The 17,484-nt window shown below is 71.7% G+C and carries 16 protein-coding genes; 8 read left to right on the top strand and 8 right to left on the bottom strand.

Annotation, left to right across the window (positions count from 1 at the left end):
- Positions 1-242: 242 nt before the first annotated feature.
- The 3 genes from B7P34_RS23410 (at position 243) to B7P34_RS23400 (ending at position 3,042) form a co-directional block, all read left to right on the top strand.
- Positions 243-1,202, top strand: coding sequence for an ABC transporter ATP-binding protein (locus B7P34_RS23410; RefSeq protein ID WP_106679500.1), 960 nt, complete (start codon positions 243-245; stop codon positions 1,200-1,202).
- Positions 1,199-1,966 carry an ABC transporter permease gene (locus tag B7P34_RS23405; protein ID WP_189382990.1) on the top strand — a complete coding sequence of 256 codons (768 nt, stop codon included), beginning with the start codon at positions 1,199-1,201 and terminating at the stop codon, positions 1,964-1,966. Before B7P34_RS23410 ends, B7P34_RS23405 begins: the two co-directional genes overlap by 4 nt.
- A gap of 80 nt (positions 1,967-2,046) precedes the next feature.
- Positions 2,047-3,042, top strand: a complete 996-nt coding sequence (locus B7P34_RS23400) for a COX15/CtaA family protein (protein WP_106679498.1) — start codon at positions 2,047-2,049, stop codon at positions 3,040-3,042.
- Here B7P34_RS23400 and B7P34_RS23395 read toward each other — a convergent pair.
- The 3 genes from B7P34_RS23395 to B7P34_RS23385 all read right to left on the bottom strand — a co-directional run bounded on the left by B7P34_RS23395 (position 3,015) and on the right by B7P34_RS23385 (position 5,572).
- Positions 3,015-4,061 (bottom strand): amidohydrolase, encoded by a 1,047-nt coding sequence (locus B7P34_RS23395; protein ID WP_106679496.1) that lies wholly within the window; start codon positions 4,059-4,061, stop codon positions 3,015-3,017. The two genes, B7P34_RS23400 and B7P34_RS23395, sit on opposite strands and share 28 nt — an antisense overlap.
- A gap of 128 nt (positions 4,062-4,189) precedes the next feature.
- A complete protein-coding gene (locus B7P34_RS23390) occupies positions 4,190-4,564 on the bottom strand; it encodes a hypothetical protein (RefSeq protein ID WP_106679495.1) in 375 nt (124 codons plus the stop codon).
- Between the two features lie 24 nt (positions 4,565-4,588).
- Positions 4,589-5,572, bottom strand: coding sequence for a heme o synthase (locus B7P34_RS23385; RefSeq protein WP_106679493.1), 984 nt, complete (start codon positions 5,570-5,572; stop codon positions 4,589-4,591).
- A 397-nt stretch (positions 5,573-5,969) separates the two neighbouring features.
- Here B7P34_RS23385 and tkt point away from each other — a divergent pair, with 397 nt between their 5' ends.
- The 5 genes from tkt to pgl are packed head-to-tail and all read left to right on the top strand — an operon-like array spanning position 5,970 to position 12,574.
- Positions 5,970-8,057 carry a transketolase gene (gene tkt, locus B7P34_RS23380; protein WP_106679491.1) on the top strand — a complete coding sequence of 696 codons (2,088 nt, stop codon included), beginning with the start codon at positions 5,970-5,972 and terminating at the stop codon, positions 8,055-8,057.
- Positions 8,058-8,093: 36 nt separating this feature from the next.
- Positions 8,094-9,209 (top strand): transaldolase, encoded by a 1,116-nt coding sequence (tal, locus tag B7P34_RS23375; protein ID WP_106679490.1) that lies wholly within the window; start codon positions 8,094-8,096, stop codon positions 9,207-9,209.
- 1 nt (position 9,210) lies between these two features.
- Complete coding sequence (gene zwf / locus B7P34_RS23370; protein WP_106679488.1) at positions 9,211-10,737, top strand: glucose-6-phosphate dehydrogenase; 1,527 nt, start codon at positions 9,211-9,213, stop codon at positions 10,735-10,737.
- Entirely contained in the window at positions 10,734-11,798 is a 1,065-nt protein-coding gene (gene opcA / locus B7P34_RS23365; RefSeq protein ID WP_106679486.1) for a glucose-6-phosphate dehydrogenase assembly protein OpcA, read from the top strand. The genes zwf and opcA overlap by 4 nt, the downstream gene beginning before the upstream one ends.
- Complete coding sequence (pgl, locus tag B7P34_RS23360; protein WP_106679485.1) at positions 11,795-12,574, top strand: 6-phosphogluconolactonase; 780 nt, start codon at positions 11,795-11,797, stop codon at positions 12,572-12,574. The genes opcA and pgl overlap by 4 nt, the downstream gene beginning before the upstream one ends.
- A gap of 188 nt (positions 12,575-12,762) precedes the next feature.
- Here pgl and pgi read toward each other — a convergent pair whose 3' ends face one another.
- From pgi to B7P34_RS23335, 5 genes are all read right to left on the bottom strand, one after another.
- Positions 12,763-14,424: a glucose-6-phosphate isomerase gene (gene pgi / locus B7P34_RS23355; RefSeq protein ID WP_223268144.1), complete on the bottom strand. Its 1,662-nt coding sequence runs from the start codon at positions 14,422-14,424 to the stop codon at positions 12,763-12,765.
- A 103-nt stretch (positions 14,425-14,527) separates the two neighbouring features.
- Positions 14,528-14,863: an RNA polymerase-binding protein RbpA gene (locus B7P34_RS23350; RefSeq protein ID WP_003957010.1), complete on the bottom strand. Its 336-nt coding sequence runs from the start codon at positions 14,861-14,863 to the stop codon at positions 14,528-14,530.
- Positions 14,864-15,024: 161 nt separating this feature from the next.
- On the bottom strand, positions 15,025-15,261 hold the full coding sequence (gene secG, locus B7P34_RS23345) for a preprotein translocase subunit SecG (protein WP_223268143.1): 237 nt from the start codon (positions 15,259-15,261) through the stop codon (positions 15,025-15,027).
- A 109-nt stretch (positions 15,262-15,370) separates the two neighbouring features.
- Positions 15,371-16,147 (bottom strand): triose-phosphate isomerase, encoded by a 777-nt coding sequence (gene tpiA / locus B7P34_RS23340; protein ID WP_106679483.1) that lies wholly within the window; start codon positions 16,145-16,147, stop codon positions 15,371-15,373.
- A 6-nt stretch (positions 16,148-16,153) separates the two neighbouring features.
- Positions 16,154-17,365 (bottom strand): phosphoglycerate kinase, encoded by a 1,212-nt coding sequence (locus B7P34_RS23335; RefSeq protein ID WP_106679481.1) that lies wholly within the window; start codon positions 17,363-17,365, stop codon positions 16,154-16,156.
- Positions 17,366-17,484: the final 119 nt, after the last annotated feature.

Raw genomic sequence — 17,484 nt, 5'->3', positions numbered from 1 at the left:
CCGCGGGGCCCTGTGAAGCCTCGCCCGCGTATTTCACAACACCATTGTTGCGTAATTGCCCGGAGGCGGACAAGCCTCGCCCCCGCCCGCCGACGGTGTCCTCGATCACTAAGGGTCACCTAACCGCCACCCGTCGATCTTGCCCGGAGGCCCGTGGTTCCGGGCTCCCGCGGCGGCCCCTCCGCGGACGGGTTCCACCCCGGGGCCTCCGGGGACACGCCCGGCTTCGTAGACTTCGCGCCATGCGCAGCGTCTTCCCGGGGGACACCCCCGAGGCCCCGGACCGGCCCGCGGTCGAGGTCCGCGGGCTGGTGAAGCGGTACGGACCGAAGGCCGCGGTGGACGGGCTCGACCTGTCCGTCGCCCGCGGCGGCCTCACCGCCGTCCTCGGCCCCAACGGAGCCGGCAAGACCACCACGATCGAGACCTGCGAGGGCTACCGCCGCCCCGATGCGGGCACCGTCCGCGTCCTGGGGCTCGACCCCGTCGCCGACGCGGCGGAGCTCCGCCCCCGCGTGGGCGTCATGCTGCAGAGCGGAGGGGTGTACGCGGGGGCGCGCGCGGAGGAGATGCTGCGCCACGTCGCCGCCCTGCACGCCCACCCCCTGGACGTGCCCTCCCTCATAGAACGGCTGGGCCTCGGCGGCTGCGGCCGGACGGCCTACCGGCGGCTCTCCGGCGGCCAGCAGCAGCGCCTCGCGCTCGCCATGGCCGTCGTCGGCCGCCCCGAGCTGGTCTTCCTGGACGAGCCGACGGCCGGCCTGGACCCGCAGGCCCGGCACGCCACCTGGGACCTGGTGCGGGAGCTGCGCACCGACGGCGTCACCGTCGTCCTCACCACGCACTACATGGACGAGGCCGAGGCCCTGGCCGACGACATCGCGATCATCGACAGCGGCCGGGTCATCGCCCAGGGCAGCCCCGAGGAGCTGTGCCGGGGCGGCGCGGAGAACACCCTGCGCTTCAGCGGCCGGCCCGGCCTGGACCTCGCCTCGCTCCTGAAGGCCCTGCCCGCCGAGTCCACGGCGGCGGAGCTCACCCCGGGCACGTACCGCGTGGGCGGCCGCATCGACCCGCAGCTGCTCGCCACGGTGACCACGTGGTGCGCGCAGAACGGCGTCATGCCGGACCGCATCGCGGTCGAGCGGCACACGCTGGAGGACGTTTTTCTGGAGCTGACCGGTAAGGAGCTGCGGGCGTGAGCACCGAAACCTTCTCGCCGCGGCCCGGTGCCGCGCCCGTCTCCCGGATGATCCGCGCGCAGGCCGCGCTGGAGACCCGCATGCTGCTGCGCAACGGCGAACAGCTGCTGCTGACCGTCGTCATCCCGACGCTGCTGCTGGTGCTCTTCAGCGCGGTCGACATCGTCGACACGGGAGAGGGCAAGGCGGTCGATTTCCTCGCCCCGGGCGTGCTGGCACTGGCGGTGATGTCCACGGCGTTCACCGGCCAGGCCATCGCCACCGGTTTCGAGCGCCGCTACGGCGTGCTCAAGCGCCTGGGCGCCTCGCCGCTGCCGCGCTGGGCGCTGATGACGGCGAAGACGTGCTCGGTGCTGGTCACCGAGGTGCTGCAGGTCGTCCTCCTGACGGTGATCGCCTTCGCGCTGGGCTGGTCGCCGCAGGGCAACCCGTTCGCGGTCCTGCTGCTGCTCGTGCTGGGCACGGCGGCGTTCTCGGGGCTGGGGCTGCTGATGGCCGGCACGCTGAAGGCGGAGGTGACGCTCGCCGCGGCGAACCTCGTCTTCCTCCTGCTGCTGGTCGGCGGCGGCGTGATCGTGCCGATGGAGAAGTTCCCCGGCGGGGTGCGGGCGGTGCTGGAGCTGCTGCCGATCTCGGCGCTCTCGGACGGCCTGCGGGACGTCCTGCAGCACGGCGCGGGCATGCCCTGGGGCGACCTCGGCATCCTCGCGGTGTGGGCGGTGCTGGGCCTCGGGGCGGCGGCGAAGCTCTTCCGCTGGGAGTGAGGGCGGGGTTCTTCCGCCGGAGGGACACACAGAGTGCCCCCTCGTGAATCCGTGCACAAGCTCCCCTTTACGATGACCCCGTGCCGAAAACGCTGAACCCCCTCCAGATCGTCGCCGACCGCTGGCAGCCCTCCGCGCGCTTCGTCCAGCGGGCGGCCTTCGCCTGCGTGGTGATGGGCGTGGTCATCGTGGTGACGGGCGGCGCGGTCCGGCTCACCCAGTCGGGGCTCGGCTGCCCGACGTGGCCCACCTGCACCGAGGACAGCCTGACGCCCACCCCGGAGATGGGCATCAACGGCGTCATCGAGTTCACCAACCGCATGCTGACGTACGTGCTCTGCGCGATCGTCGGCGTGGCGATCGTCGCGGCCCGTGCGCGCGCCCCGCGCCGCCGCCCGCTGACGCGGCTGGGCTGGGCCCAGTTCTGGCTGATCGCGAGCAACGGCATCATCGGCGGCATCACCGTCCTGACGGGCCTCAACCCGTACATCGTGGCCCTGCACTTCCTTGCGGCGACCGCGCTGCTGACGGTGGCCGTGGTGATGTGGCACCGCTCGGGCGAGGGTGATGACGAGCCGCGCGACCTGGTGGCGCGTCCGGTGCGGCAGCTCAGCTGGGTCCTGATCGCCTCGACCGTCCTGCTGATCCTCGTCGGCACGGTCGTCACCGGCTCCGGCCGGCACGCGGGCGACGCCTCGAAGAACGTCCACCGCATCCCGCTGGACTGGCGCGAGGTCACCCAGCTGCACGTCGACTTCGTCTACATCGTGGTCGGCCTGACCATCGCCCTGTGGTTCGTGCTGCGGGCCGTGAAGGCACCGGCCGTGCCGCGCCGCCGGACCGCCGAGCTGTTCGCCGTCCTGATGTTCCAGGGCGTCATCGGCTACGTGCAGTACTTCAACGACGAGCCCGAGGTCGTCGTCGGCGCCCACATGTTCGGCTCCTGCCTGGTGTGGATCGCCGTGCTGCGGGTCTTCCTGTCGCTGCGGGACCGCGGCGAGCAGCCCGTCGTGCCCGCCCCCGCGGACGGGCACGAGGCCGTCCCGGCTCAGCCGGCCGGCGCGTCCAGCCGGTAGACCCTGCGGGCGGTGCCGGCGGCGACGAGCGAGGCGATCCTGCGCGCGTCCGCCCGCCGGCACCAGCCGTCGGCCACCCAGTCGCTCATCAGCCGCTCCATGGCCTGCGAGAACGAGCGGGCTGCGACCACGTAGAGCTCGGCCGGGCCGCGCGCGCCGGAGGAGAACAGCAGCTTCCCGAAGGGCGCCTCGCGCAGCGTCTCCTCGGGGTGCCGCCCCACGTCCGCATAGACGTGCGGGAAGGCCCCGGCGAGCTGTGCGGCCTCCCGGTGGTGCCAGGGGTCCGGCAGCAGCACCAGATCGCAGCCCAGGCCCGCCGTGGCCCGCAGGAAGCGGGTCAGCCGCAGCGGGTCGGAGCAGTGCAGCTGGACGGGGAGCCCGGCGGCGAGCGCGCTCCACAGCAGGTGGCGGGCGAGCACGGGGTCGTTCAGCCGGCCGCCCGGGCGGCGCGACCGCAGCCACTGTCCCGCGGCCTTGCGCACCTCCGCCAGGCCCGGCGGGCTCCCGTCGCAGAAGGGGAGGCCGCAGGCGAACGCGATGGCGCCGCGGGCGGCCGCGTAGAGCGCCTCGGCCGTGCGGGCGGTGAAGGAGTCCGCGCTCCCGGAGGCGTCGGCGACCTGCTCGGCGAGCGGTTCGAGCCGGACGACCTCGTGCGCGCTGCCGTCGGCGGCCCCGGCGAGCTCGGCGGCCGAGGTGAGGGCGCTCGGCTCCCCCGTCTCCAGCAGGAACGTGCCGATGCCGGCGCCGCGCAGCAGCAGCCGCCCGGCCCGGTAGGCGCCCAGCTCGCGGCGGCGGGCCAGATAGCGGACGGGCGAGCAGTGCGGGTCCAGGCCGAGGAGCGGCGGGCACCAGCGGCGCAGCGCCAGCCCCGTGCGGCTGTCGAAGAAGGAGGTGCCGGGCGGGGCCGGGCCCGCGGCGCCCGCGGCCGCGGCCAGATGCGCCTCGAACCCGCCGAGTCCCAGCTCGCCGTGGACCGCGCCGCGGCTGTGCTGGTCGACGAGCGGCGGCATGCCGTCCATCCGCCCCCCTCGTGCCGTCCCCGCCCCGAGCGGCGCGCGTGCGGCCGCTCCCCGGGGGTCTAACGGCCGAGGGGCTCGTCAGTTATCCGCGGTCTCCGGCATCCGCAGTCTCCGGCTCGGCCGCCGGGTCAGCCGGCGGCGGGGTTGGCCGGGCCGCCGACCTGGATGCCGGCCATGCGCGACCACTCGTACGGGCCGGTGCGGACCTTGGCGGCGAGCTCGCCGTCGAAGTCGTCGTGGAGGGTCAGGCCGGCCTTCTCGGCGGCCTTCTGCGCGACGTCCAGGGAGGGGGCGACGAGGTTGCCCCACTCGCCGTCGGCGCCCACGAGGGCGATCCGCACGGTGCCGCGGGCGATGTGGGCCAGCTGGCCGTCGGCGGAGCCGCCGTGGCCCTTGGCGAACGCGTCGATCTGCCGGGCGAGCCGGGCGGCCTTGCGGTCCGCCCGGGCGTCGGGCGCGGTCTTCTCGGCGGTGCCGTCCTGCGGGGTGGTGTCATCTGCCATGCCGCAGATGCTACCCACCAGTAATTAACGAAGGAAGGGATCCACGGCCACCGCGACGAACAGCAGCGACACGTACGTGATGGACCAGTGGAAGAGGCGCATCTCCTTGAGCTTCGCGCCCGTGATGCCGGCGTTGGCGCGCAGCTGCAGGGCGTGCGCCTCCTTCAGCCAGAAGCCGCCCAGCGCGGCCGCGACGACCGTGTAGAACCAGCCGGTGTAGCCGAGCGGCTGCAGGGAGAGGGAGACGAGGACCATCACCCAGCTGTAGAGGACGATCTGCTTGGCGACCGCCTTGTTGCCGGCGATGACGGGCAGCATCGGCACGCCCACGCGCTCGTAGTCGTCCTTGACCTTCATCGACAGCGGCCAGTAGTGCGGCGGCGTCCAGAAGAAGATCACCAGGAAGAGGACGACGGCGGCCCAGGAGACCGAGTTCGCGACGGCCGACCAGCCGATGATGACCGGCATGCAGCCCGCGATGCCGCCCCACACGATGTTCTGCGCGGTGCGGCGCTTGAGGATCATCGTGTAGACGACGACGTAGAACGCGTTGGCGCCGAGCGAGAGCATCGCCGACAGCGGGTTGACCAGGAACCAGAACCACAGGGTCGAGCCCACCGTCAGCGCGGAGGCGAAGACCAGGCACTCCTTCGGGGAGACCATGCCGGTCACCAGCGGACGCTGCGACGTGCGGTCCATCAGGGCGTCGATGTCGCGGTCGTACCACATGTTGAACGCGCCGGCGCCGCCCGCGGACAGGTAGCCGCCGATGCAGGTGGCCAGCACCAGCCACAGGTCGGGCACGCCCTGGGCCGCGAGGAACATCACCGGCACGGTCGTCATCAGCAGCAGCTCGATGACACGCGGCTTGGTCAGCGCCACGAACGCCTTGGCACGGGCCCCGAACGGCCGGTGACCGGGGCTTTCGCTTTCCGGAAGCACCCCCGCAGGACGGGATTCGACGGCCGTCACGCACACCCCTGACAGAGATAAGGCCAGCAAGCACATCCGGGTCCGAAAGCCCGGTAAAGACTTGCGCGTACCACGCCACTTTAGACGCAGGCGATGGCACGGCCTCCGCCGGGGTGGGTCGTGTTGAGGGCGCGCGCAACGGATCACGGACGCGCCGCCGCGCGCCCCGGACGTCACCGCGGAGCTCCCCGGACATGACGGAACGGTCGTCTTCGGGAGGCGGGCGGGCGCGCCGCCCGGCAGGCTGGACACAGGGCGCCGCACCCGCGGCGGGAATCCCTGCCGCCGCGATTCGGTTGCCCGCGAACGGGCAGCCGACTGTACGTCGAAAAGATGCGCGTCCCCGCGGGGGTAGGCTCGGGCACGCCGCGTCGTGGCGGAACATACCGCCCCCGGCAGACAAGACCATGTGGAGAGGAGCCCTGATCCAAGGGTGAGCACCAAGCCGACCACCACAGACCTCGAATGGACCGAACTGGACCAGCGGGCCGTCGATACCGCCCGCGTCCTGGCCATGGACTCCGTGCAGAAGGTCGGCAACGGCCATCCGGGCACGGCCATGAGCCTGGCGCCCGCCGCCTACCTGCTGTTCCAGAAGATGATGCGGCACGACCCCAGTGACGCCGACTGGACCGGTCGCGACCGCTTCGTCCTCTCCCCCGGCCACACCAGCCTGACGCTGTACGTCCAGCTCTTCATGGCGGGCTACGGCCTGGAGCTGTCGGACCTCAAGTCCTTCCGCACCTGGGACAGCAAGACCCCCGGCCACCCGGAGCACGGCCACACGCGGGGCGTGGAGACCACCACCGGTCCGCTGGGCCAGGGCATCGCCAACGCCGTGGGCATGGCCATGGCCGCCCGCTACGAGCGCGGCCTGTTCGACCCGGAGGCGCCGGCCGGCACCTCCCCGTTCGACCACACCATCTGGGCGATCGTCTCCGACGGCGACCTGGAGGAGGGCATCTCCGCCGAGGCGTCCTCGCTCGCCGGCCACCAGAAGCTCGGCAACATCGTCGCGCTCTACGACGACAACCACATCTCGATCGAGGGCGACACGGAGACCGCGTTCTCCGAGGACGTCCTCAAGCGCTACGAGGCGTACGGCTGGCACGTCCAGCGCATCGAGCAGGGCGCCAACGGCGACTTCGACATCCACGCGCTGCACGCCGCGCTGAAGGCCGCGCAGGAGGAGACCGAGCGTCCCTCGATCATCGCCGCGCGCACGATCATCGCCTGGCCGGCCCCGAACGCCCAGAACACCGAGGCGTCGCACGGCTCCGCCCTCGGCGAGGCCGAGGTCGCCGCGACCAAGAAGGTCATGGGCTTCGACCCCGAGCAGCACTTCCAGGTCGAGGACGAGGTCTTCGCGCACGTCCGCAAGGTCGTCGACCGCGGCCGCGAGGCCCACGCCACGTGGGACAAGCGCATCCAGGAGTGGCGCGAGGCCAACCCGGAGCGCGCCGCCGAGTTCGACCGCATCGTCGCGGGCGAGCTGCCCGACGGCTGGGAGAAGGCCGTCCCGGTCTTCCCGGCCGGCAAGGACGTCGCCACCCGCAAGGCGTCGGGTGAGGTCCTCAAGGCGCTGGGCGGCGTGATCCCCGAGCTGTGGGGCGGCTCCGCCGACCTCGCCGGTTCGAACAACACCACGATCGACCCGTCGTCGTCCTTCCTCCCGGAGGGCAACCCGCTGCCGGAGGCGAACCCCTACGGCCGCACCATCCACTTCGGCATCCGCGAGCACGCCATGGGTTCGACCATGAACGGCATCGCGCTGCACGGCAACACGCGCGTCTACGGCGGCACCTTCCTGGTGTTCTCCGACTACATGCGCCCGGCGGTCCGCCTGGCCGCGCTGATGAAGCTGCCGGTCACCTACGTGTGGACGCACGACTCCATCGGCCTCGGCGAGGACGGCCCGACGCACCAGCCGGTCGAGCACATGGCCGCCCTGCGCGCCATCCCGGGCCTGAACATGGTCCGCCCGGCCGACGCCAACGAGACGGCCATCGCCTGGCGCGAGATCACCAAGCGCCACACCGTCAAGCCCGCGCCGCACGGCCTGGCCCTCACCCGCCAGAACGTCCCGACGTACGAGGCGAACGAGGGTGTGGCCAAGGGTGGCTACGTCCTGTTCGAGGCCGAGGGCGGCCGTCCGCAGGTGATCCTGATCGGCACCGGCTCCGAGGTCCAGCTGGCCGTCGAGGCCCGCGAGCAGCTCCAGGCCGAGGGCATCCCGACCCGCGTGGTCTCGATGCCGTCCGTCGAGTGGTTCGAGGAGCAGGACCAGGCGTACCGCGACGGCGTGCTGCTGCCGGACGTCAAGGCCCGGGTCGCCGTCGAGGCGGGCATCGGCCTGACCTGGCACCGCTACGTCGGCGAGGCCGGCCGCATCGTGTCGCTGGAGCACTTCGGCGCCTCCGCCGACTACAAGGTGCTCTACCGCGAGTTCGGTCTGACCACCGAGGCCGTGGTCGCGGCCGCGCGCGAGTCGATCGAGCACGCCGACGCCGCCCGGCGCTGACGCACCCTTCACGAGCAAGTAGGAGATGCAGAACCCATGACAGACGCACTCAAGCGCCTCTCCGACGAAGGCGTCGCGATCTGGCTGGACGACCTGTCCCGCAAGCGCATCACGTCCGGCAACCTGGCCGAGCTGATCGACCAGAGCCACGTCGTGGGCGTCACGACGAACCCGTCGATCTTCCAGAAGGCGATCTCCAGCGGTGAGGGCTACGAGCAGCAGCTCGCCGACCTCGCGGCCCGCAAGGTCACCGTCGACGAGGCCATCCGCATGATCACGACGGCGGACGTCCGTGACGCCGCCGACATCCTGCGCCCGGTCTTCGAGGCCACCGACGGCCAGGACGGCCGGGTCTCCATCGAGGTCGACCCGCGCCTGGCCCACGACACGGTCGCCACCGTCGCCGAGGCCAAGCAGCTGGCCTGGCTGGTGGACCGCCCCAACACCCTGATCAAGATCCCGGCCACCAAGGCGGGCCTGCCGGCCATCGCCGAGGTGATCGGCAAGGGCATCAGCGTCAACGTCACGCTGATCTTCTCCCTCGAGCGCTACCGCGCGGTCATGGACGCCTACCTGACCGGTCTGGAGAAGGCCAAGGCCGCCGGCCAGGACCTGTCCCTGATCCACTCGGTCGCCTCCTTCTTCGTGTCCCGCGTGGACAGCGAGATCGACAAGCGCCTGGACGCCCTGGGCACCGACGAGGCGAAGGCCCTGCGCGGCAAGGCCGCCCTGGCCAACGCCCGCCTGGCCTACCAGGCCTACGAGGAGGTCTTCTCCTCGGACCGCTGGGCCGCCCTGGAGAAGGCCGGCGCCAACAAGCAGCGTCCGCTGTGGGCCTCGACCGGCGTCAAGGACCCGGCCTACAAGGACACGCTGTACGTGGACGACCTGGTCGCCCCGAACACGGTCAACACCATGCCGGAGGCCACCCTGGAGGCCACGGCCGACCACGGGCGGATCACCGGTGACACGGTGCGCGGCACGTACGAGCAGGCCAAGGCCGAGCTCGACGCGATCGCGAAGCTGGGCATCTCGTACGACGAGGTCGTCCAGCTCCTGGAGGACGAGGGCGTCGACAAGTTCGAGCAGTCCTGGAACGACCTGCTGAAGTCCACCGAGGCAGAGCTCAAGCGCCTCGCTCCGGAGGCGTGAATTGAGCACAAGCAGCAATCCGCTGCGTGACGCTCTGGACCGACGGCTCCCGCGCATCGCGGGGCCGTCGGGCCTGGTCATCTTTGGCGTCACGGGCGATTTGTCCAGGAAAAAGCTGATGCCGGCGGTGTACGACCTCGCCAACCGGGGTCTGCTCCCGCCGGGCTTCTCGCTCATCGGCTTCGCGCGCCGCGACTGGGAGGACGACGACTTCGCCCAGATCGTCCACGACGCCGTCAAGGAGCACGCCCGCACGCCCTTCCGCGAGGAGGTCTGGCAGCAGCTGGTCCAGGGCTGCCGGTTCGTGCAGGGCGACTTCGACGACGACGTCGCCTTCGAGACCCTCAAGAACACCATCCAGGAGCTCGACCAGGCCCAGGGCACGGGCGGCAACTTCGCCTTCTACCTCTCGGTGCCGCCGAAGTTCTTCCCCACGGTCGTCCAGCAGCTCAAGAAGCACGGCCTGGCCGAGCAGAAGGAGGGCTCCTGGCGGCGCGCCGTCATCGAGAAGCCCTTCGGCCACGACCTGGCCAGCGCCCAGGAGCTCAACCGGATCGTCCACGAGGTCTTCCCGGCCGAGGCGGTCTTCCGCATCGACCACTACCTCGGCAAGGAGACGGTCCAGAACATCCTGGCCCTCCGCTTCGCCAACACCCTCTTCGAGCCGATCTGGAACCGGTCCTACGTCGACCACGTGCAGATCACCATGGCCGAGGACATCGGCATCGGCGGCCGCGCCGGCTACTACGACGGCATCGGCGCCGCCCGCGACGTCATCCAGAACCACCTGCTCCAGCTGCTCGCGCTGACCGCGATGGAGGAGCCCGCCTCCTTCGACGCCGACGCGCTGGTCGCCGAGAAGACCAAGGTGCTGGGCGCCGTCCGGCTGCCCAAGGACCTCGGCAAGGAGACCGTCCGCGCCCAGTACGCGCACGGCTGGCAGGGCGGCGAGGAGGTCGTCGGCTACCTGGAGGAAGAGGGCATCGACCCGGCCTCCAAGACCGACACCTACGCCGCGATCAAGCTGGAGATCGACAACCGCCGCTGGGCGGGCGTCCCCTTCTACCTGCGCACCGGCAAGCGCCTGGGCCGCCGCGTCACCGAGATCGCGGTCGTCTTCCAGCGCGCCCCGCACTCGCCCTTCGACCACACCGCCACCGAGGAGCTCGGGCAGAACGCCCTGGTCATCCGGGTGCAGCCGGACGAGGGCGTCACCCTGCGGTTCGGCTCCAAGGTGCCCGGCACCCAGATGGAGGTCCGGGACGTCTCGATGGACTTCGCCTACGGCGAGTCCTTCACCGAGTCCAGCCCCGAGGCCTACGAGCGGCTCATCCTCGACGTGCTGCTCGGCGACGCCAACCTCTTCCCGCGCCTGAAGGAGGTCGAGCTGTCCTGGCAGATCCTCGACCCCATCGAGGAGTACTGGGACAGGAACGGCAAGCCCGCGTCCTACCCCGCCGGCACCTGGGGCCCCGCCGAGGCGGACGAGATGCTCGCACGAGACGGACGGAGCTGGCGCCGGCCATGAAGATGGACCTCACGGACACCACGTCCAGCAAGATCAACAACGCTCTGGTCCAGGGCCGCCGCGCGATCGGCACCCCGGCCGTCGGCATGGTGCTCACCCTCGTCATCGTCACCGACGAGGAGCACGCCTACGACGCGCTCAAGGCCGCCAACGACGCGTCCCGCGAGCACCCCTCGCGCAAGCTCGTCGTCATCAAGCGCGTCAGCCGCTCCCCGCGCGACCGCGCCAAGGCCCGCCTCGACGCCGAGGTCCGCGTCGGCACCTCCGCCGGCACCGGCGAGACGGTCGTCCTGCGGCTCTACGGCGACGTGATCGACCACGCCCAGTCGGTCGTCCTGCCGCTGCTGCTGCCGGACGCCCCCGTCGTCGTCTGGTGGCCGGTCGGCTCCCCGGTCGACCCCCACCAGGACCCGCTGGGCGCCCTCGGCCAGCGCCGCGTCACCGACGCGTACGCCGCCGAAGACCCCGTCAAGGAGCTCTCGGCCCGCTCGGCGCACTACACGCCCGGCGACACCGACCTCGCCTGGGCCCGGATCACGCCGTGGCGCTCCATGCTCGCGGCCGCCCTGGACCAGCAGCACGCCGACGTCGTCTCCGCGGAGGTCGAGGGCGAGGGCTACAACCCCAGCGCCGAGCTCCTCGCCCTCTGGCTCGCCGACCGCCTCGGCGTCCCGGTGCGCCGCACCGTCTCCGACGGCCCCGGCCTCACGGCCGTCCGCCTGGAGACGAAGAGCGGGCCCGTCGTCCTGGACCGCCCGGACGGCTCCCTGGCCACGCTCTGCATGCCCGGCCAGCCCGACCGCGCCGTCGCCCTCCAGCGCCGCGAGACGGCGGAGCTCCTCGCGGAGGAGCTGCGCCGGCTCGACCCGGACGACATCTACGAGTCCGCCCTCAAGTACGGGGTCGACCGGCTGAACGACGCCCCGGCACCGGCCGCGAAGACGGCCCCCGAGGCAGCGGAGACGGCGGCCGCCCCCGAGGCACCGGCCGCCGAGGAGAAGGCCGCCCCGGCCCCCGCCCCGGCCAAGAAGGCCGGCAGCAAGAAGGCGGCCGGCAAGTGAGCACCCCGCAGATCGTCGTCCACCGGGACAAGGAGCTGATGGCCCAGGCCGCGGCGGCCCGGCTGATCACGAAGATCGTCGACGCCCAGGCCGCCCGCGGCTCGGCGTCCGTGGTCCTCACCGGCGGGCGCAACGGCAACGGGCTGCTCGCGGCCCTCGCCGAGGCGCCCGCCCGGGACGCCGTCGACTGGTCCCGGCTCGACCTGTGGTGGGGCGACGAGCGCTTCCTGCCCCAGGGCGACCCGGAGCGCAACGCCACGCAGGCCCGCGAGGCCCTGCTCGACGCCGTCGACCTCGACCCGGCCCGGGTGCACTACATGCCCGCGGCCGACGGCAGCCACGACGACGCGGACGCCGCGGCCGAGGCCTACGCGGCGGAGCTGGCCGAGGCCGCCCGCCCCGAGGACCACGGCCCCGTGCCGTCCTTCGACGTCCTGCTGCTGGGCGTCGGCCCCGACACGCACGTCGCGTCGCTCTTCCCCGAGATGCCGGGCGTACGGGAGACCGAGCGCACGGTCGTGGGCGTCCACGGCGCGCCCAAGCCGCCGCCGACCCGGGTCTCGCTGACCCTGCCGGCGATCCGCGCGGCGCGGGAGGTCTGGCTGCTCGCCGCGGGCGAGGACAAGGCGAACGCGGTTGCGCTCGCGCTCAGCGGTGCGGGTGAGATCCAGGCGCCGGCTGCCGGCGCGTACGGCCGCAGCCGCACGCTGTGGCTGCTGGACGCGGCCGCGGCGGCGCGGCTGCCGCGGGGGCTGTATCCCCCGGCGTCGCCCTGACGGTGCGTACGCATGCCGACGGCCCGGCTCCCTTGATGGGGGCCGGGCCGTCGGCTTGGCACCGCCGGACACGTCGCCGGTGGCTGGCCGCCGTCGCGGCGGATAGAGAGGCCCCGGTCCCGCCGCGACGGCGCGCGACCCCTACGGCGTGGCCCCGGCGGTGCCGGAACCACCCCGGCCGCCGGGGCCTAGCGGCCCCGAAGCTCCCGGTAGCGCGCGACCAGCGCCGCCGTGGACCCGTCCAGCCCCGGAACGTCCGCGCCCTCCGTCAGCGCGGGTTCCACCCGCTTCGCGAGGACCTTCCCCAGCTCGACGCCCCACTGGTCGAAGGAGTCGATGTTCCAGATCGCGCCCTGGACGAACACCTTGTGCTCGTACAAGGCGATGAGCTGCCCCAGCACCGACGGCGTCAGCTCGCTCGCGAGGATCGTCGTCGTCGGGTGGTTGCCGCGGAACGTCTTGTGGGGGACGAGCTCGGCGGGGACGCCCTCCGCCGCGACCTCCTCCGGCGTCTTGCCGAAGGCCAGCGCCTGGCCCTGGGCGAACAGATTGGCCATCAGCAGGTCGTGCTGGGCCACCAGCCCCGGCTGCAGGTCGTCCACGGGCCGCGCGAAGCCGAGCAGGTCGGCCGGGATCAGCTTCGTGCCCTGGTGGATCAACTGGTAGTACGCGTGCTGGCCGTTCGTGCCGGGGGTGCCCCAGACGACGGGCCCGGTCTGCCAGCTGACGGGCCGTCCCTCGCGGTCGACGGACTTGCCGTTGGACTCCATGTCCAGCTGCTGCAGGTAGGCCGCGAACTTCGACAGGTAGTGGCTGTAGGGCAGGACCGCGTGCGACTGGGCGTCGTGGAAGTTGCCGTACCAGACGCCCAGCAGGCCGAGCAGCAGCGGTGCGTTCTCCTCGAAGGGCGCCGTGCGGAAGTGCTCGTCGACGAGGTGGAAGCCGGCGAGCATCTCGCGGAAGCGGTCCGGGCCGATGGCGAGCATCAGGGAGAGCCCGATGGCCGAGTCGTAGGAGTAGCGGCCGCCGACCCAGTCCCAGAACTCGAACATGTTGGCGGTGTCGATGCCGAACTCGGAGACCTTCTCCTCGTTCGTCGACAGGGCGACGAAGTGCTTGGCGACGGCCTCCTCGCCGGCCCGCAGCTCGGTCAGCAGCCAGTTCCGCGCGGAGGTGGCGTTGGTGATGGTCTCGATCGTCGTGAACGTCTTGGAGGCGACGATGAAGAGCGTCTCGGCGGCGTCGAGGTCGCGCAGGGCCTCGTGCAGGTCGGCGCCGTCCACGTTGGAGACGAAACGGAACGTCATGTCGCGGGCGGTGTAGGCGCGCAGCGCCTCGTAGGCCATCGCCGGACCGAGGTCGGAGCCGCCGATGCCGATGTTGACGACGTTCTTGATGGGCCGGCCCGTGTGGCCCTTCCAGTCGCCCGACAGCACGCGGTCGCAGAAGACCTGCATCTTGCGCAGCACGGCGTGGACGGCCGGGACGACGTTCTCGCCGTCGACCTTGACGACGGCGGACTCCGGGGCGCGCAGCGCGGTGTGCAGCACGGCGCGGCCCTCGGTGGTGTTGATCTTCTCGCCGCGGAACATGGCGTCGCGCAGCTCCGCGACGCCCGAGGCCGTGGCGAGCTCGCGCAGCAGGCGCAGGGTCTCGTCGGTGACGAGGTGCTTCGAGTAGTCCAGGTGGAGGTCGCCGACGGCGAGGGCGTACTTCTCGGCCCGCCGCGGGTCGTCCGCGAAGAGCTCGCGCAGGTGCACCTCCCCCAGTTCGTCCCGGTGCTTGGCCAGAGCGTTCCACTCCGGAGTCCGGTCCAGCCTGGTGCGGCCCTCTGCGTTCATCTCGGACATCAGCCCATTCGTTGTCGTAACTGCCCCGCCGCCCTCCAACCTAATTGATCAGCGGTCGGTTCGAGCGCAACACGAAACGGCACCCACGAGGGGTGCCGTTCGGTCAGATCTCTCCGCGGAGCTTTGCGAGCGCCTCGGCCAGGATCGCCTCGCCGTCGGCGTCGCTGCGCCGCTCACGGACGTAGGCGAGATGGGTCTTGTACGGCTCGGTGCGCGGCGGGTCCGGCGGATTGTCCCGGTCCTGGCCGGCCGGGAAGCCGCAGCGCGGGCAGTCCCACGTGTCCGGCACCTGTGCGTCGCTGGCGAAGCTCGGCTGCGTCTCGTGCCCGTTAGAGCACCAGAAGGAGATGCGGAGGCGCGGCGCGGACTCGCCCCGCTCGGCCTCACCCATCGGCCCCGCTCCGACCCGGCTTCCCCGGATCGCGTTGCCACTTGCCACGGTCGTAACTCCCTGCGTAATGGTGCTGCGGACCGTCTGAACCGACGGCTCCGCTGCGGGCGCCCCAGTCTACGTAAGGCCCAACGCGCGTCCAGTGGCAGGAGTTACAGCCCGGCCGCGAGGACGCGACCCCAATGATAGGCCGCGTTCACGACGGTACGTCAGCTATCGAGCTTCATCAGCAGGCCGAGTGCGACGATGCACGCGAACCAGAGCAGACCGACGACCACGGTGATGCGGTCGAGGTTGCGCTCGGCGACGGAGGAGCCGCCGACGGAGGACTGCATGCCACCGCCGAACATGTCGGACAGGCCGCCGCCCTTCCCCTTGTGCATGAGCACCAGCATCATCATCAGCACGCTGAAGATGATGAGGGCGATCGAGAACCCCATGACCACGGCTGGACCAACTCTCTCGGACGGTAGACGGTGAGGGGCCGGGTGGCGCGAACGCGCCGGTCCCGGCCCCGACAGGGTACGACGAGGAGGAGTCCTCGTCATAGCGCTGCTACTGGTCGCGGAAGCGCACGATCTTGACGAAGTCGTCCACGTCCAGCGCGGCGCCGCCGATCAGGGCGCCGTCGACGTCCGGCTGCGCCATGATCGCGGCGATGTTGCCGGACTTGACGGAGCCGCCGTACTGGATGCGGATCTTGTCGGCGACCTCGGAGCCGTAGAGCTCGGCGAGGCGGCCGCGGATGGCCCCGCAGACCTCCTGGGCGTCCTCGGGCGTGGCGACCTCGCCGGTGCCGATGGCCCACACCGGCTCGTAGGCGATGACGATGCTCTCGGCCTGCTCGGCCGGGACGTCCTTGAGGCCGCCGTCGACCTGCGCGAGGGTGTGCGCGACCTGGCCGCCGGCCTTGCGGACGTCCAGGCCCTCGCCGACGCACAGGATCGGGGTCAGGCCGTGCCGGTAGGCGGCCTTGACCTTGGCGTTGCAGAGCTCGTCCGACTCGCCGTGGTACTGGCGGCGCTCGGAGTGCCCGATCGCCACGTAGGTGCACTTGAGCTTGGCGAGCATGGCGCCGGAGATCTCGCCGGTGTAGGCGCCGGAGTCGAACGCCGAGACGTCCTGGGCACCGTACTTGATCTTCAGCTTGTCGCCGTCGACCAGCGTCTGCACCGAGCGGAGGTCGGTGAAGGGCGGCAGGACGGCGACCTCGGTGCCCTCGTAGTCCTTGTCGGCGAGCGCGAAGGCGAGCTTCTGGACGTGGGCGATGGCCTCGAGGTGGTTGAGGTTCATCTTCCAGTTGCCCGCCATCAGCGGGGTACGTGCACTCACAGTGGTTCAGTCCTCCAGTGCGGCGAGGCCGGGGAGCGTCTTGCCCTCGAGGTATTCGAGGCTGGCGCCGCCGCCGGTCGAGATGTGGCCGAAAGCATTCTCGTCGAAGCCGAGGGTGCGCACGGCCGCGGCCGAGTCGCCCCCGCCGACGACGGTGAAGCCCGGCGAGTCCAGCAGGGCCTGCGCGACGGCCTTGGTGCCGTTCGCGTAGTCGGGGTGCTCGAAGACGCCCATCGGGCCGTTCCAGAAGACCGTGCCCGCGTCGGCGAGCTTCGAGGCGTAGAGCTCACGGGTCTTCGGGCCGATGTCGAGGCCCTCCTTGTCCGCCGGGATGGCGTCCGAGGAGACGAGCTCGGGGTTGGCCGGGGCCTTGGTCTTCAGGTCCGGGAAGTCCGCCGAGACCAGGACGTCGACGGGCAGGACGAACTCGACGCCCCGCTTCTCCGCCTCGGCCAGGTACGCGAGGCACGTGGCCTTCTGGTCCTCCTGCAGCAGCGAGATGCCGACCTCGTGGCCCTTGGCGGCCAGGAAGGTGTACGACATGCCGCCGCCGATGAGGATGCGGTCGGCCTTCTTGAGCAGGTTGTCGATGACGCCCAGCTTGTCGGAGACCTTGGCGCCGCCGAGCACCACCACGTAGGGGCGCGCGACGTCCTCGGTGAGCTTCTTCAGGACGCCGACCTCGGTGGCGATCAGGTCGCCCGCGGCGTGCGGCAGGCGCGCCGGGAGGTCGAAGACCGAGGCGTGCTTGCGGTGCACGGCGCCGAAGCCGTCGCCCACGTACAGGTCGGCGAGCGACGCGAGGGCGTCGGCGAAGGCGCCGCGCTCCGCGTCGTCCTTGCTGGTCTCGCCCGCGTTGAAACGGAGGTTCTCCAGCAGCGTGACCTCGCCGTTCGCCAGTGCGGCGACGGTGGCCTTCGCGCTGTCCCCGACCGTGTCGGTGGCGAACGAGACCTGCTTGCCCAGGATCTCGCCGAGCCGCGCGGCGGCCGGGGCGAGGGAGAACTGGGGATCCGGGGCGCCCTTGGGACGACCCAGGTGGGAGGCGACGATCACCTTGGCACCCGCGGCGGCGAGCTTGGCGATGGTCGGGGCGACGGCGCGGATGCGGCCGTCGTCGGTGATGGTGGTGCCGTCGAGCGGCACGTTGAGGTCGGCGCGGACGAAGATCCGCTTGCCCTCGACACCGTCCTGGATGAGTTCGTCGATCGTCTTCATGCGGTGACTCCGGTACGTCCGTAGGTGGGGGCTCCGCCCTGCCGGGCGGGGGCCCCTCCCAGCGTGGCTGGGGGACAGTCATGAGACGGGGCTCGTACGACGCTCCATCGCGTCGTACG

Origin of the sequence: Streptosporangium nondiastaticum (genome assembly GCF_003011965.1) — a bacterium.
Lineage (GTDB): Bacteria > Actinomycetota > Actinomycetes > Streptomycetales > Streptomycetaceae > Streptomyces > Streptomyces nondiastaticus.
The sequence above is the reverse complement of the archived record's forward strand: the minus strand, read 5'-3'. Positions and strand labels throughout refer to the sequence as shown.

Excerpts from the sequence above, each read along its gene's own strand:
- B7P34_RS23410 (WP_106679500.1), top strand. The coding sequence starts at position 243 with ATGCGCAGCGTCTTCCCGGGGGACACCCCCGAGGCCCCGGACCGGCCC.
- B7P34_RS23395 (WP_106679496.1), bottom strand. The coding sequence starts at position 4,061 with ATGGACGGCATGCCGCCGCTCGTCGACCAGCACAGCCGCGGCGCGGTC.
- B7P34_RS23390 (WP_106679495.1), bottom strand. The coding sequence starts at position 4,564 with ATGGCAGATGACACCACCCCGCAGGACGGCACCGCCGAGAAGACCGCG.
- B7P34_RS23385 (WP_106679493.1), bottom strand. The coding sequence starts at position 5,572 with ATGTGCTTGCTGGCCTTATCTCTGTCAGGGGTGTGCGTGACGGCCGTC.
- tal (WP_106679490.1), top strand. The coding sequence starts at position 8,094 with ATGACAGACGCACTCAAGCGCCTCTCCGACGAAGGCGTCGCGATCTGG.
- opcA (WP_106679486.1), top strand. The coding sequence starts at position 10,734 with ATGAAGATGGACCTCACGGACACCACGTCCAGCAAGATCAACAACGCT.
- pgi (WP_223268144.1), bottom strand. The coding sequence starts at position 14,424 with ATGTCCGAGATGAACGCAGAGGGCCGCACCAGGCTGGACCGGACTCCG.
- B7P34_RS23335 (WP_106679481.1), bottom strand. The coding sequence starts at position 17,365 with ATGAAGACGATCGACGAACTCATCCAGGACGGTGTCGAGGGCAAGCGG.